Raw genomic sequence first — 13,318 nt, 5'->3', positions numbered from 1 at the left:
TTGAGGGGGCGAGAGGAACTACTTAGGCGAACTGCCCTGGGTAACCCACAGAGCGAACTGCCTGGAATTTTTGGCAGGGGAGGAAGGACTCGAACCCTCGCATGCCGGAATCAAAATCCGGTGCCTTAACCAACTTGGCGACTCCCCTACACTCAACTTTGAGCCTGACTGACCGGTAGGACGATCAGCCACGCAAAACTATGCCGCGAAAGCGAAGAGTGGATGCTTGTTCAGACTCGAGGCTACCGCGCTTCTCCAGTCCGGTTGTTCCGCAAGCAGTCTGGCGCGTGCCGATTCTGCTTCGGACCGACTGGCGAATGCTGCAAAAACGCTGGCACCCGATCCGGTCATCCGCGCTGGTGCGATGCTGTTCGAAACACTTTCAAACCATCGAAGCACCTGCGCTACTTCCGCGTATTTTCCTGCGACAACCGCTTGCATATCGTTATGACCGAAGCTGTCTGGCCATTCCTGATGCGTTGCTTGCTGTGCAAGAAAGACTGCTATTGTGCAGGTCTTTGTGTCCCTTGTCAATGACTTTTCCGAAAAAATCTCGGCAGTAGGAACATGAACCCGCGGCGTCACGACCAAAAAATGACGCGGGGGCAATTGTACAGCCTCGAGAGCTTCGCCAACACCCTCCGCGAACGCATTTTTTCCGAACACGAAGAAGGGCACGTCCGCGCCCAGCTTGAGTGCGAGCGCCTGCAATTCCTCGCGCTGCAGGTTGAGCTTCCAGAGGCGGTTGAGCGCGAGCAGCGTCGTGGCGGCGTCGGAACTGCCGCCGCCGAGACCCGCGCCCATCGGTAGACGCTTTTCGATATCGATCTCGACACCCTCGCTCGTGCCCGTGTGTTCCTTGAGCAGCGTCGCGGCGCGCACGGTGAGGTCGTGCTCGGCAGGTACGCCTTCCACCTCTACGGTGCGCGTGATGCGGCCATCGTGGCGGCGCGTGAAATGCAGCGTGTCGCCCCAGTCGAGCAACTGGAACACGGTCTGCAGATCGTGATAGCCATTGGGACGGCGGCCCGTGATGTGCAGGAAGAGATTGAGTTTCGCGGGCGCGAGGCAGTCGCGCAGCGAGTCCTGGGTTTCGATCATGATGCTCTTGGGATGATGCCTGGATTCTGGCCGGCGCGTGCCGGCCAGATATTGCTGATGTGGGACCGCAACCGGCCCGCTTACTGGTCGAGTACGAGCTTGATCTGAAGCGGCGGGACATCGCGCGTGAGATTGACGCGCTTCACGCCATTGGCCGGCGCGTCCGCGTAGGCGACGTAATCGATGGTCCAGCCGTCCTGCTCGATCTGCGAAAGCCGCTGCGGATTCTGCGCGTCGGGCGTGGTGCGCGCGTGCGAGGTGGGCGCAACCGATGGCTGCAGCCAGTAGCGCAGCCCTTCCACGGGCAGTGCGAAGCCGAGCGCCTGCTGCATGAGCGTACTCACGTTGTCGGCCGTGAGCGGCTGGCGGTTGGGCAGTTCCAGCGTGGCTTGCGATGGTGCGGAGGTGACGAGCGCGAGCGTCTGGCCGAGCGGATTGAGCAGTTGCAGCGTCACCGTCGAATCGGTCTCGTGCCAGTCGAAGTTGCCGTACGCATTGCGCTGCTGGCCGTTCTGGTCGACGTACTGCACGGCGAAGCGGCCATGATAGGCGCGGTTCGTCTGCGTACTGAGCGAGGTCGTGGCGTTCGAGGTGGACGGCTGGCGCGGCGGCTGTTGCGTCGCGCAGCCCGCGAGCACGAGGAGCGCGGCCGCCGCTGCGCCAAGCGACGCGCGCCGTACAAGGCGGGCGGCGCGCGCAACGGGGAGGGCCTTGGGGGAAACCGAAGTGAAAAAATCTGCCATCAGAGATCGTTGACCTGGAGGCGCTTGAGCGTCTTCAGGAGCGTGTCGTTGTCGGGTTCGAGCTTGCGGGCCTCGCGCCAGGCAGCGCGTGCGCCGTCCTGGTCGCCGTTTTTCCAGAGCACTTCGCCGAGGTGCGCGCCAATTTCCGCGTTCGGCTGGAGGCTGTAGGCCTTGCGCAAGAGCTTGATCGCGTCGGCATTGTCGCCCATGCGGTACTTCACCCAGCCCACGCTGTCCATGATGAACGCGTCGTCCGGTGCGAGCGACGAGGCTTTTTCGACCAGTTTGTCGGCTTCCTGCAGGCGCTGGTTGCGGTCCGCGAGCGAGTATCCGAGCGCGTTGTAGGCCTGCGGATTATCGGGCTGCGTCTTGATCAGCTTGCGCAACTGCGCTTCCATGACGTCGTAATGGCCGGTTTTCTCCGCTGCCATTGCGTAGTCATAGGTGAGATCCGGGTCGTCCGGGAAGTCGGTGGTCGCCTTCGCAAGGCGTGCCTCGGCTTCCGGGTAGCGCTTCGCGTCGAACAGGATCGCGGCGTCGGTGCGCGCGATCAGCGCCTGGTCGCGCGGATCGTCGGCCTGGATGCTCGCGAGCTGGCGGCGCGCGTCGTCGGTCTTGCCTTCCTTGTCGAGGATCTGCGCGCGCGTGATCTGGGCCGGCACGTACTGCTGGCTGCTGGGCTGGATCTTGTCGAGCCACTTCTGCGCACCGGCGTCGTCCTTCTGCTCGACCGACAGTTGCGCGAGGTAGATATAGGCCTGACCGGGGTCGGCGGCCGGATTCTTCTCGGCAATCTGCGCGTATTGCGTCAGATACTTCTGCGCCGCGTCGAGCTTCTTCTGCTGCACGCTGATGAGCGCGAGCGCCATGAGCGGCATCAGGTCGGTCGCGTTGTCCTTGTGCAAGGTCTCGAACTGCTTCTGCGCGTCGTCGAGGCGGTCGGCAGCGAGATAGGTCTGTGCGAGCGCAAGCCGGCCTTCGCGCGACTTGGGGTTCTGCTGGACGTACTTTTCGATCGATGCAATGCCTTCGGCGCGCTCCTCCGGGCCCATCTGCGCGAGCATCAGCGCGGCGGGAAGGTAGTCGGGCTTGAGCGCGAGCGCCTGCTCGAACGACTTGCGCGCGCCGGGCGCGTCGTCGGCGAGCAGTTGCTGGCGGCCGATCGCGAGCTGCGCCTCGGGACGGTTCATGTCGTCCTTGAGCAGCGCTTTGAGCACATTCAGGCCGCCCACGCGATTGGGGCCGCGCGAAAGCAGAAGCTGCAGCGAGAGGATGGCCTGACCGCGGCTGTCGGCCGGTACCTTCGCCAGTTCGCGCGCGAGCAGCGGCTGGGCGTCGTCGGGCTTGCCGGCGAGCACGAGCAGCGACGCGTCGAGTTGCGCGGCGCGCTCGGAATCGGGTGCGTACTGCTGCCAGAGCTGGACCGCAGTCAGGGCGTCGGACGGGCTTTGCGCCGAGAGCGCGATTTCGGTCGCGCGCTGCGCCATGCGCGGGTCGTGCGTGTCGCGCGCGAGCGCGAGATACGTTTGAAAGGCCGGTGCTGGCTGGTCGCGCTGCAGCGCGATCTCCGCGGCGAGCACCTGGAAGACGATCTGGCTCGACAGCGGAACGCCCGGCAGAGCCTTCTTCTCGTCGGGCGAGGCGGGACCGAAAGCGTCCGGCATGGTGACGGAAGTGTCGTCCGTGTCGGGGGACGGATCCTGCGCATACGCGCTCGACGTGGTCAATGCCCAGGCGGCGAGAACCGCGGCGCCAACGAGGCGACGCGCGAAGGCTGCAGGCACGCGGGGCGTCGCGGGACGCTTCGCGAACAGCTTAACGAAAGACAGTTCCATGGAATTCCGTCGAATGTTTCGGTCGATTGTAACGCGCTGGCTACAATACGCGCACAACGCGCACACACGTTTACGCAAGTTGCAGACCAACCCGGACCAGCATCCGAATCAGGCCGTCAGATATGCCAGAGTTGCCAGAAGTTGAGGTTACCCGAAGGGGGATCGAACCGTGGGTCGCCGGCCGCCGCGTCGAGCGTGTGGAGGTGCGCAACCCCGCATTGCGCTGGCCCGTGCCGGCTACGCTCGCCCGTACGCTGCGCGGCCGCACGATACGTTCGGTCGGGCGGCGCGGCAAATATTTGCTGTTCGAGGTCGACGAGGGCTGGTTCATCGTGCATCTCGGCATGACCGGCACGCTGCGCGTGCTGCGCAATCTGCCGAAGCCGCCGGCCGCGGAAAAGCATGATCACGTCGACTGGTTCTTCGACGACTTCACGCTGCGCTTTCGCGACCCGCGCCGTTTCGGCGCCGTGCTCTGGCACCCGCGCGAGGCCGGCGACGTGCTCGGCCATCCGCTGCTGGCGGCCCTCGGCATCGAGCCGTTCACGCCGGCCTTCGACGGCGCGCTGCTGTTTCGAGAGACCCGCGGCCGCAAGGTCGCCGTCAAGCAGGCGCTGCTCGCGGGCGATATCGTGGTGGGCGTTGGCAATATCTACGCGTCGGAAAGCTTGTTCCGCGCCGGCATCCGGCCGACGACCGCGGCGGGCCGCGTTTCGCTTGCGCGCTACGAACTGCTCGCGGACGCCGTGCGCGCCGTGCTCGCCTCGGCCATCGAGAAGGGCGGCAGCACGCTGCGCGACTTCGTCGGCAGCAACGGCCAAAGCGGCTATTTCCAGCTCGAATACTTCGTTTATGACCGCGCGGGCCAACCCTGCCGCGTGTGCGGCACGCCGATCAAACAGATCGTGCAGGGCCAGCGTTCCACTTATTTCTGTCCGCGCTGCCAGCGCTGAGCGCCAAGTATTTCCATGTACCGAACTTCGTCTACTTCCGCGCCGCTACCGGCTGGCGCGTATCCCACTGAACTGCTCACCGGTTTCGCGCCGCGCCTGATCGCCTGGCAGCGCGAGCATGGCCGTCACGACCTGCCGTGGCAGAACACGCGCGACCCGTACCGCATCTGGCTCTCTGAAATCATGCTGCAGCAGACCCAGGTCTCGACCGTGATTCCGTACTACGCGCGTTTTCTCGAGCGCTTTCCCACGGTCGAAGCGCTTGCCGCGGCGCCCGACGACGACGTGATGGCGCTCTGGGCCGGCCTCGGCTATTACTCGCGCGCGCGCAATCTGCACCGCTGTGCGCAGGTCGTGGCCGATACCCACGGCGGCAAGTTTCCGTCGACGGTCGAGGCGCTCGCGGAGTTGCCCGGCATCGGCCGTTCGACGGCGGCGGCGATCGCGTCGTTCGCGTTCGGCGCGCGCGAGACGATCCTGGACGGCAACGTGAAGCGCGTGCTCGCGCGCGTGTTCGGCGTGGAAGGCTTTCCTGGCGAAAAGCGCGTGGAGAACGCGATGTGGACGCTCGCCGAAACGCTCGTGCCGGGTGCCGAAGCGAGCGACGCCGACGTGAGCGCGTACACGCAGGGTTTGATGGATCTTGGCGCGACGCTGTGCGGGCGCGGCAAGCCCGACTGCGCGCGCTGCCCGTTCGCGGACGACTGCGTGGCGAAGACGACGGGACGTCAGCGCGAACTGCCGGCCGCGCGTCCGAAGAAGGCCGTGCCCACGCGGCGCACATGGATGCTCGTGCTGCTCGACGGCGATGCGGTCATGCTGGAGAAGCGTCCGCCATCGGGTATCTGGGGCGGCTTGTGGAGCTTGCCCGAAGCCGCGGACGAACCCGCGCTCGCCGAGCGCGCGAGAGATTTCGGCGTGACGCCGGAGGGCGCGGCGTCGAGCTTCGCACTCATGCCGCTCGCGCATACGTTCACGCATTTCAAGCTCGACATCGAGCCGCGCGTGATCGAACTCAAGCGCGATGCCGCGCCGCTCGAAGCCAACGATGGACAGACCGCGTGGGTGTCGCTCGGCAATATCGACGCGTATGGCGTACCCGCGCCGGTACGCAAGCTGCTCGACGGTTTGCGTGGACCGCTGGTCTGAGTCAGCAAGAGAGCCGCATCAGCGCCTCAAAGCAACTGATGCTGCTGCATGTAGTGATGGACGATTTCGATACGTGCGCCCGCGTCGTTCAACTCCATGAGCTTCTGACGCGCGCGCAGCGCGATCGGCAGCACCTCGGCCAGACGGTTCGATACCCACGAGGGATCGTCGAAGCGGAACGGCTCCGCAAACGGCAGGCTCGCGGGGTCGCGCTCGCGGATCGTCGCGATGATGCGCTCGAGTACTTCCGCACACGCGCCGAATTGCGCGAGCTGTTTACCGCCTTCCAGCGGAATATCTTCGGGGATCAGTTCGGCCATGCCCACGAGCAGGCCGTCGGCTTCCACGCGATGCGAGAGTAGATGAAAGCGCTGCGTGCCGTGAGCCTGGATGTGCAGCATGCCGACGGTCTCGACATCGCATTGCTCGATGAGCGCGAGGCAGCCCACGGGTTCGGGCACGGCAGTCGTCTCGTCGGGCTGCGCGACTTCCGCGCCGCTTTTGAGCAGACACACGCCGAACGGCGTGTGCTCGCGCAGGCACTCGCTCGCCATGTCCAGGTATCGCGCTTCGAAGATCTTGAGCGGCAGCAGGCCGCCGGGGAACAGCACCGTATGTAGCGGGAACAACGGCAAATCGGCAAGCACGGCAGGAGACGAGGACATGGCGCAACGCTTTCGGTTAAGGGCCGCGCGATGCGCAGCCGGTTAGGCGATCAGCCGTGACGACTCTCCGACATCGAGAGGCGCGTCGCGGTGACGCACGATAACGTTCGACTCGCCCGCAAAGCGCGTGGCGAGCGTCTGGGCGATATACACCGATCGATGTTGTCCGCCCGTGCAGCCGATCGCAACGGTGAGATAGCTGCGGTTGTCGGCGCGAAAATGCGGCAGCCACTTCGCGACGAACGCGTAGACATCGTCGATCATTTCGTGGACGGCCGACTGCGCATTCAGAAAATCGATCACGGGCTGATCGAGCCCGGTGAGCGGCCGCAGGCGCGCGTCGTAATGCGGGTTCGGCAGCGTGCGCACGTCGAACACGAGGTCCGCGTCGAGCGGCACGCCGCGCTTGAAGCCGAACGATTCGAACGTGAGCATGAGCGAGCCTCGCTCGCCTTCGACGAACACCTTCACCCACTGGCGCAGCGCGTTGGAACTCAGGTTGCTCGTGTCGACCTGATGGCCGAACTCGGCGAGGTTCGAAACGAGTTCACGCTCGTGCTCGATCGCTTCTTCGAGTGACTTGAGCATGCCCACGTTCGCGTCGTGCGCAGCAGAGCCCGACAGTGGATGGCGGCGCCGCGTTTCCGAGAAGCGCTGGATCAGCGACTGCGTACTCGCGTTGAGGAAGAGCACGCGCACGTCGTGGCGAAGAGCCAGGTCGCGGATCATCTCCGGCATGTCGTCGAACGACGAACTCGAGCGCGCATCGATAGCGACGGCGAGGCGTTCGTAGCCGTCGTCGCTGAGATATTGGGCGAGTTGCGGTAGAAAGCGCGGCGGCAGATTGTCGACGCAATAGTAGCCGACGTCTTCGAGCGCGTTGAGCGCCACTGACTTGCCGGAACCCGAAATGCCGGTGATCAGGATGATACGCATGGGAGAGTCGATGAACCCGATTGGGTCATCATAGCATCCGATCCGCGCGCCTGTATTGGCTCTCCGGGCCGCAGGCGCCCGTTTCGAAGCCGCGCGCCTCGCCGGCCGCGCCTCGCCGGCCGCGCGGCTACGAGCGTCAGATCAGCTTGCCGGGAAACTGGCTGTCGGGGTCCTGCATGGCGAGACGCTGGCGGTCCATGAAGTCGCGCAGGGTGTCGATACCGCGCAATTGCAGGATCGTGTTGCGCACGGCGGCCTCGACCAGCACGGCGAGGTTGCGGCCCGCGGCCACCTGGATCGTGACCTTGCTGATGGGCAGGCCGAGCACGTCGACGGTCTGGCTCTCCAGCGGCAGACGCTGGAACTCGCCGTCCGGGCGGCGCACGAGCTGCACGATGAGCTTGAGCTTCATCTTCCGGCGCACGGCCGTTTCACCGAAGATCGTCTTGATGTCGAGCAGACCGAGGCCGCGCACTTCGAGCAGGTTCTGCAGCAGCGGCGGGCAGCGGCCCTCGACGAAATCGGGGCCGAGGCGCACGAAGTCCACGGCGTCGTCGGCCACGAGGCCATGGCCGCGGCTGATCAGCTCCAGACCCAGCTCGCTCTTGCCGAGACCCGAGTCGCCCGTGAGCAGCACGCCCATGCCGAGAATGTCGAGAAACACGCCGTGCAGCGTCGCGCGCGGCGCGAGAATGCGCGACATGTAGAGGCGCAGGCTGTCGATGACGGTGGCCGCCGACATCGGCGTGGTGAAGAGCGGCGTGGAAGAGCGCGTGCAACGCAGCACCAGTTCCGGCGGCGCGGTCATGCCGTCGGCGACCACGAGGAACGGCGGTTCGAGTGCGATCAGCTCGGCCATGTGGCGCGAGCGGTCTTCGTCGGTCTGGCGCTGGTAGTAGTGGATTTCGGCGTCGCCGAGCACCTGGATGCGGTTCGGGTGGATCAGGTTCAGGTGGCCGACGAGGTCCGCGCTCGCCGTGGCCGTGGCCACCGTTTCGGTCGAAAAGCCGCGTTCCCAGCCTTCGTGCCCCGTCAGCCAGCTGAGCTTCAGCGTGGTGGCGTTGTCGTCGAAGATGCTTTGGGCGTTGATGCTGGAAGTGTCCATGAGTCGGTGACTCCGCGAGATGACTCGCTTAACGGCTGACTGAATTGCTGGCTAAATGAACCGCGCGACCTGGGTGCGCTACCTGGGTAGTTAACGGCTGCCGGCGCCTTACGCTTCACCCCTGCAACGAGCGTCGAGCGCGCGCTGTTCGGCCGCGCGTACCGCGGCCGGGCAACGCAAGACGCCGCACACTACATCAAGGTTGCCACTGGGTGAGCAGGCGATGCAACGTTTCGCGGTCTTCTTCCGTATGGAGCCGCTCACGCGTTTCGCGATCCGACAACAGTTGTGCGATCTCCGACAGGATTTCAAGGTGCTGCTGCGTGGCCTGTTCGGGCACGAGCAGGAAGATCAGGAGCGAGACGGGCTGACCGTCTGGCGCTTCGAAGGCGATCGGCTCGGCGAGGCGCACGAAGGCGGCCTGCGGCTGCTTCAGGCCCTTGATGCGGCCGTGCGGGATCGCGACGCCTTCGCCGAGGCCCGTGGAGCCGAGACGCTCGCGTGCGAAAAGATTGTCGGTAACCGTGCTGCGGGCGATGCCGTTCTGGTTTTCGAAGATCAGGCCAGCCTGCTCGAAGACGCGTTTCTTGCTGGTGACGGACAGGCCGACGACGACGTTCTCGATGGGAAGTATTTTGGCTAAACGATTCATGTTGGCAGGCGAAAACGTGGCCTGAATGCTCCACACCCCGACAGCTGCCCGCTTTGGCGGAAGCTTTGGATCTGGCGACGAAGCCCGGTGCCGGGACCGTGGGGACCTGTTGGCGCGTTAGACCCCGTAATACGACTGGACCATTATAGAACAAGCGTCCACGCCGATGGTGCGATGCGCCGCGCATGAGCGCAACCCTCGTTGCCCGGTTGCACCCAGCGGTAAAACCCTGCATTGCGCGTACTCACGAAAAAGCCGCCCGGTTTGGGCGGCTTCGCTTCGAGGGGTGGAGGATGAACTATCGACTCCAGCCCCGGTTCATGGCGTGAATCGCCACACAGGACACTGTGGGATCACTGCGGCGGGATTTCGATGATGGGCGCAGGCTGGTGCTTGATCGCCTCATGTTGATGTCCCTGCACGCGGTCCTTGTGACGTACGACCTGGCGGTCCAGCTTGTCGACCACGAGATCGATGGCGGCGTACATGTCGCCGTTCGCGCTCTCCACAAATATGTCCTTGCCTTTCAGATGAAGGTTCACTTCGACCTTCTGTCTCTTATCCTTTTCCTTATGGTTGTCGACCGAGAGGACCACATTGCCATCGATTACCTGATCGAAATGTCTTAGCACCCTGTCCAGTTTGGTGATCACGTATTCTCGCAACGCTGGCGTTACTTCGAGATGGTGTCCACTGATCTTCAGATTCATAGTGCTTCTCCAGGCTAATGGCCGCGTGACGCGTGAAGTGCGGCAATGCCGGTCGACTGTCTGCCTGTGCGCGGCTCCCCGAAAGGCCTGCGACGGCGGGCTAACTCGGCCGGCCATGTCCGCCAACGGGCGTAGCGGCCGGAAAACGCCTGCTCCGAAAAAGCCGGAACAGGCTAAAGAGACTTGCGCAGATTGACCGCTGGAATCTTCAGTGCCTCGCGATACTTCGCAACGGTTCGTCGCGCGACCACGAAGCCCTGTTCCGCCAGCAGTTCAGCGATGCGGCTGTCTGAAAGAGGAGATTTGGTGTTCTCGGCTCCTATGAGTTGCTTGATGAGGGCGCGGATGGCGGTGGACGATGCAGCGCCCCCGGTGTCCGTCGATACATGCGATCCGAAGAAGTACTTAAATTCAAGTGTCCCGAATGGAGTCAGCATGTATTTACCGGTTGTCACACGCGAGACAGTAGATTCGTGTAGGCCCAGCGTATCAGCAATCTCCCTCAAAACCAAGGGGCGCATGGCGATTTCGCCGTGCACGAAAAAGTTCTTCTGACGCTCGACGATAGCCTGCGCGACACGCAGGATCGTCTCGAAGCGCTGCTGGATATTCTTGATGAGCCAGCGCGCTTCCTGCAGCTGCTGGCGCAGCGAACCGCTGCCCGGATCGCCACGGTTGTTGCGCAGGATATTCGCGTACAGGTGGTTGATGCGCAGCTTCGGCACCACCTCGGGGTTCAGTTCCGCATGCCAGTTCTGGCCGGCCTTCTTCACGATGATGTCGGGCACCACGTAATCGGCTTCGGCCTTGCCATACGACGCACCCGGGAACGGTTCGAGCGAACGGATCAGCGCATGCGCATCGCGCAGCTCGTCATCGCCCGTCTTCAGTTGCTTGCGCAACCGCGTGAAGTCGCGCGCCGCGAGCAATTCGAGATAGTTCGACACGATCTCGAGCGCGAGCGTGCGCGTGGGCGACGCATTGACGCGCAGCAACTGCAGCTTGAGGCACTCGGAGGCCGAGCGCGCGCCTACGCCCGCAGGGTCGAAGCTGTGCAGCAGCGCGAGCGCCGCATTGAATTCGTCGGCGTCGACTTCGAGTTCTTCGGGAATATCGGCAAGAATTTCCTCGCAGGTCGCGCTGAGGTAGCCGTCTTCGTCGAGCGATTCGATCAGGAAGGTGATGAGCGCGCGGTCGCGCTGGCTCGCGTTCGTTTCGCGCAGCTGCGCCATCAGATGGTCGCGCAGCGTGGTGGTCGATTCGTGGATCTGCAGCGGCGGCAGGTCGTCGTCGTCGGAGGCGTTGCCCGAGCGGCCGTAGTCGTCCAGGTTCCACTGGCTCGCGTCGCCGTTCGCGTCGCCGCCAAGGCCGTCGTATTCGTCCACGCCGCGCGGCTCGCTCTCGCTGTTCTCGCCGCTGCCGTTGGACGCCGAGGTGGAGCTGTTCGCGCCCTGCATCGGCTCGGCGCCGGAGGGCGTGGGCGGCTGCGCGATGACCGAGCCGTCCGCGGCCACGCGCAGCGGGCTCGCGATCCAGTCGTCCTCGTTCTCGAGCAGCGGGTTCTGCGAGATCGCCGTCGCGACCTCTTGCTGCAGTTCGAGCGTCGACAGCTGCAGCAGCCGGATGGACTGTTGCAGTTGTGGCGTGAGCGCAAGATGCTGCGAGAGGCGGAGTTGGAGGCTGGCTTTCATGGCGGTGTGCGAACCATTGTAAAGAGTTTGCCACGCGGACGAAACCACGGGGCATTCGCAAAAACGAGCGTGCGCCACGCCGGTGCGTGCCCGGAATTTGGTGCGCAAACAGGGACGCTGCCCGGCCTGCCATGCACCGTTTTGGGGGCACGGTCGATACCGCGGAGTTACACGGGGAAATGCGAAAGATGAGGCCGGAAAAACGCGACAGCGGATCGCGCGCGCCCGGGTGGGCGCTGCGGGACGGCGGTGAGCGGGCACGCGCGAGGCGCGCCCGGGGCTTACATGCGGAAGTGCTCGCCGAGATAAACGCGGCGTACGTTCTCGTTCTCGATGATCTCGCCGGGTGCGCCGGCCGCGAGCACGCTACCGTCGCTGATGATGTACGCGTGATCGCAGATGCCGAGCGTCTCGCGCACGTTGTGGTCGGTGATCAGCACGCCGATGTTGCGCTGCTTGAGGAACTTCACGATCTTCTGGATTTCCAGCACGGCGATCGGGTCGACGCCCGCGAACGGCTCGTCGAGCAGGATGAAGCTCGGGTCGGTAGCGAGCGCGCGCGCGATTTCGACGCGCCGGCGTTCGCCGCCCGACAGCGACAGGGCAGGATTCTCGCGCAGATGCGCGATTTGCAGCTCGTCGAGCAGCGCTTCGGTGCGCTCGGTGATGACGTCTTTCGACAGACGTTTGCCGTTGCCGTCGACCTGCAGTTCAAGCACCGCGCGGATGTTTTCCTCGACGGTGAGCTTGCGGAACACCGAGGCTTCCTGCGGCAGGTACGAAAGACCGAGCGCCGCGCGCTTGTGGATCGGCAGAAGGCTGATGGAGCGGCCGTCGAGGTCGATCTCGCCGGCGTCGAGCGGCACGAGACCCACGATCATGTAGAACGAGGTGGTCTTGCCGGCGCCGTTGGGGCCGAGCAGCCCGACCACTTCGCCGCTTTTCACATCGAGCGAAACGTCCTTGACGACGGTGCGCGAGCCATAGCGCTTCTTCAGGTTGCGCACGACGAGCGTGCTCGTCTTGCCGGCCAGCTGGCGGCCGTAGCTTTGGGTGGCGGTGGCGGTATTCACTGTGGCGGCGCTTCCTGCAGCTTGGTGGACGGCGTGAGGGCGGCCGGGGCGCCGGCAGACGGCTGTGCGCCGGTCGTGGTGTTGCGCGGCGAGAGCATGGCGCGAACGCGGCCACCCGGGTTGCCGGGGCCTGCGACGTCCTTGCCGGAGCGTGCCGTATAGAAGTCGTTCTGGCCGTCGTACGTGACGACGCTGCCGTGGACCTGATCCATCACGGTCGAGAGGCCTTGCAGGCGGCGCACCGTGGCGCGCGTCGTGAGCGTGGTGAGGTCCTGCTTGCCGTCGTAGTCGATGCGCTCGGCCGTGCCGTCGACGTATTCGTCGAGGCCTTCGCGCTTCTGGCGGAAGTAGGCGAGCTTGTCGGCGGGCGTGCCCGGCGCGACGGTGCCGGTCGCGAACTGGTAGCCCTGCGGATCCTGCGTGACGACGAGCTTGTCGGCCTTGATGAGGATCGTGCCCTTGGTGGCGACCACGTGGCCGGTGAAGACGGTCTGCTGCTTCAGATCGTCATAGGTCATGTTGTCCGCTTCGATATTGAGCGGCTTGTCCTTGTCGGCGCGCTCGGCGTGGGCCGCGGGCGCGAGGCCGGCGAACAGCAGCGCGCTGGCGAGCGCCATCAGCGCCGCGAAGCGTGCGCGGCGGGCTTCAGGCGAACGGCCGTTCAGTGGACGGGGGAGCGAATCGTTCATGCAATCGTGCCTTGCG

The 13,318-nt window shown here is 64.7% G+C and carries 13 protein-coding genes and 1 tRNA gene; 2 read left to right on the top strand and 12 right to left on the bottom strand.

Annotated elements, in window-relative coordinates:
- Positions 1-71: 71 nt before the first annotated feature.
- From AB4Y42_RS25655 to AB4Y42_RS25640, 4 genes are all read right to left on the bottom strand, one after another.
- A tRNA-Gln gene (locus AB4Y42_RS25655) sits at positions 72-148 on the bottom strand.
- A 50-nt stretch (positions 149-198) separates the two neighbouring features.
- Positions 199-1,101 carry a 4-(cytidine 5'-diphospho)-2-C-methyl-D-erythritol kinase gene (gene ispE / locus AB4Y42_RS25650; protein ID WP_368695722.1) on the bottom strand — a complete coding sequence of 301 codons (903 nt, stop codon included), beginning with the start codon at positions 1,099-1,101 and terminating at the stop codon, positions 199-201.
- A gap of 80 nt (positions 1,102-1,181) precedes the next feature.
- A complete protein-coding gene (gene lolB, locus AB4Y42_RS25645) occupies positions 1,182-1,844 on the bottom strand; it encodes a lipoprotein insertase outer membrane protein LolB (protein ID WP_368692476.1) in 663 nt (220 codons plus the stop codon).
- Complete coding sequence (locus AB4Y42_RS25640) at positions 1,844-3,679, bottom strand: tetratricopeptide repeat protein (protein WP_368692477.1); 1,836 nt, start codon at positions 3,677-3,679, stop codon at positions 1,844-1,846. The genes lolB and AB4Y42_RS25640 overlap by 1 nt, the downstream gene beginning before the upstream one ends.
- A 122-nt stretch (positions 3,680-3,801) precedes the next feature.
- Between AB4Y42_RS25640 and mutM the strand changes: the two genes are divergently transcribed.
- Together mutM and mutY are read left to right on the top strand one after the other, a co-directional pair.
- Positions 3,802-4,632 carry a bifunctional DNA-formamidopyrimidine glycosylase/DNA-(apurinic or apyrimidinic site) lyase gene (mutM, locus tag AB4Y42_RS25635; RefSeq protein ID WP_368695721.1) on the top strand — a complete coding sequence of 277 codons (831 nt, stop codon included), beginning with the start codon at positions 3,802-3,804 and terminating at the stop codon, positions 4,630-4,632.
- 15 nt (positions 4,633-4,647) lie between these two features.
- The gene (mutY, locus tag AB4Y42_RS25630; protein WP_368695720.1) at positions 4,648-5,781 is read left to right on the top strand and encodes an A/G-specific adenine glycosylase; all 1,134 of its coding nucleotides are present in this window, start codon (positions 4,648-4,650) and stop codon (positions 5,779-5,781) included.
- A gap of 26 nt (positions 5,782-5,807) precedes the next feature.
- On the opposite strand, the gene AB4Y42_RS25625 is transcribed toward mutY, so the two are convergent.
- The 8 genes from AB4Y42_RS25625 to lptA all read right to left on the bottom strand — a co-directional run bounded on the left by AB4Y42_RS25625 (position 5,808) and on the right by lptA (position 13,302).
- Positions 5,808-6,446 (bottom strand): LON peptidase substrate-binding domain-containing protein, encoded by a 639-nt coding sequence (locus AB4Y42_RS25625; RefSeq protein ID WP_368692480.1) that lies wholly within the window; start codon positions 6,444-6,446, stop codon positions 5,808-5,810.
- A gap of 42 nt (positions 6,447-6,488) precedes the next feature.
- Positions 6,489-7,382 carry an RNase adapter RapZ gene (gene rapZ, locus AB4Y42_RS25620; RefSeq protein WP_368692481.1) on the bottom strand — a complete coding sequence of 298 codons (894 nt, stop codon included), beginning with the start codon at positions 7,380-7,382 and terminating at the stop codon, positions 6,489-6,491.
- Positions 7,383-7,518: 136 nt separating this feature from the next.
- Complete coding sequence (gene hprK / locus AB4Y42_RS25615) at positions 7,519-8,487, bottom strand: HPr(Ser) kinase/phosphatase (protein ID WP_028201859.1); 969 nt, start codon at positions 8,485-8,487, stop codon at positions 7,519-7,521.
- 196 nt (positions 8,488-8,683) lie between these two features.
- On the bottom strand, positions 8,684-9,139 hold the full coding sequence (ptsN, locus tag AB4Y42_RS25610; protein WP_028201860.1) for a PTS IIA-like nitrogen regulatory protein PtsN: 456 nt from the start codon (positions 9,137-9,139) through the stop codon (positions 8,684-8,686).
- A 353-nt stretch (positions 9,140-9,492) separates the two neighbouring features.
- Positions 9,493-9,849, bottom strand: a complete 357-nt coding sequence (raiA, locus tag AB4Y42_RS25605; protein WP_028201861.1) for a ribosome-associated translation inhibitor RaiA — start codon at positions 9,847-9,849, stop codon at positions 9,493-9,495.
- Positions 9,850-10,022: 173 nt separating this feature from the next.
- Positions 10,023-11,540: an RNA polymerase factor sigma-54 gene (locus tag AB4Y42_RS25600; protein WP_368692482.1), complete on the bottom strand. Its 1,518-nt coding sequence runs from the start codon at positions 11,538-11,540 to the stop codon at positions 10,023-10,025.
- A gap of 281 nt (positions 11,541-11,821) precedes the next feature.
- Complete coding sequence (gene lptB, locus AB4Y42_RS25595) at positions 11,822-12,613, bottom strand: LPS export ABC transporter ATP-binding protein (RefSeq protein WP_324153760.1); 792 nt, start codon at positions 12,611-12,613, stop codon at positions 11,822-11,824.
- Complete coding sequence (gene lptA, locus AB4Y42_RS25590) at positions 12,610-13,302, bottom strand: lipopolysaccharide transport periplasmic protein LptA (protein WP_368692483.1); 693 nt, start codon at positions 13,300-13,302, stop codon at positions 12,610-12,612. Before lptA ends, lptB begins: the two co-directional genes overlap by 4 nt.
- Positions 13,303-13,318: the final 16 nt, after the last annotated feature.

This window comes from Paraburkholderia sp. EG286B (assembly GCF_040965655.1).
Classification (GTDB): domain Bacteria; phylum Pseudomonadota; class Gammaproteobacteria; order Burkholderiales; family Burkholderiaceae; genus Paraburkholderia.
The sequence above is the reverse complement of the archived record's forward strand: the minus strand, read 5'-3'. Positions and strand labels throughout refer to the sequence as shown.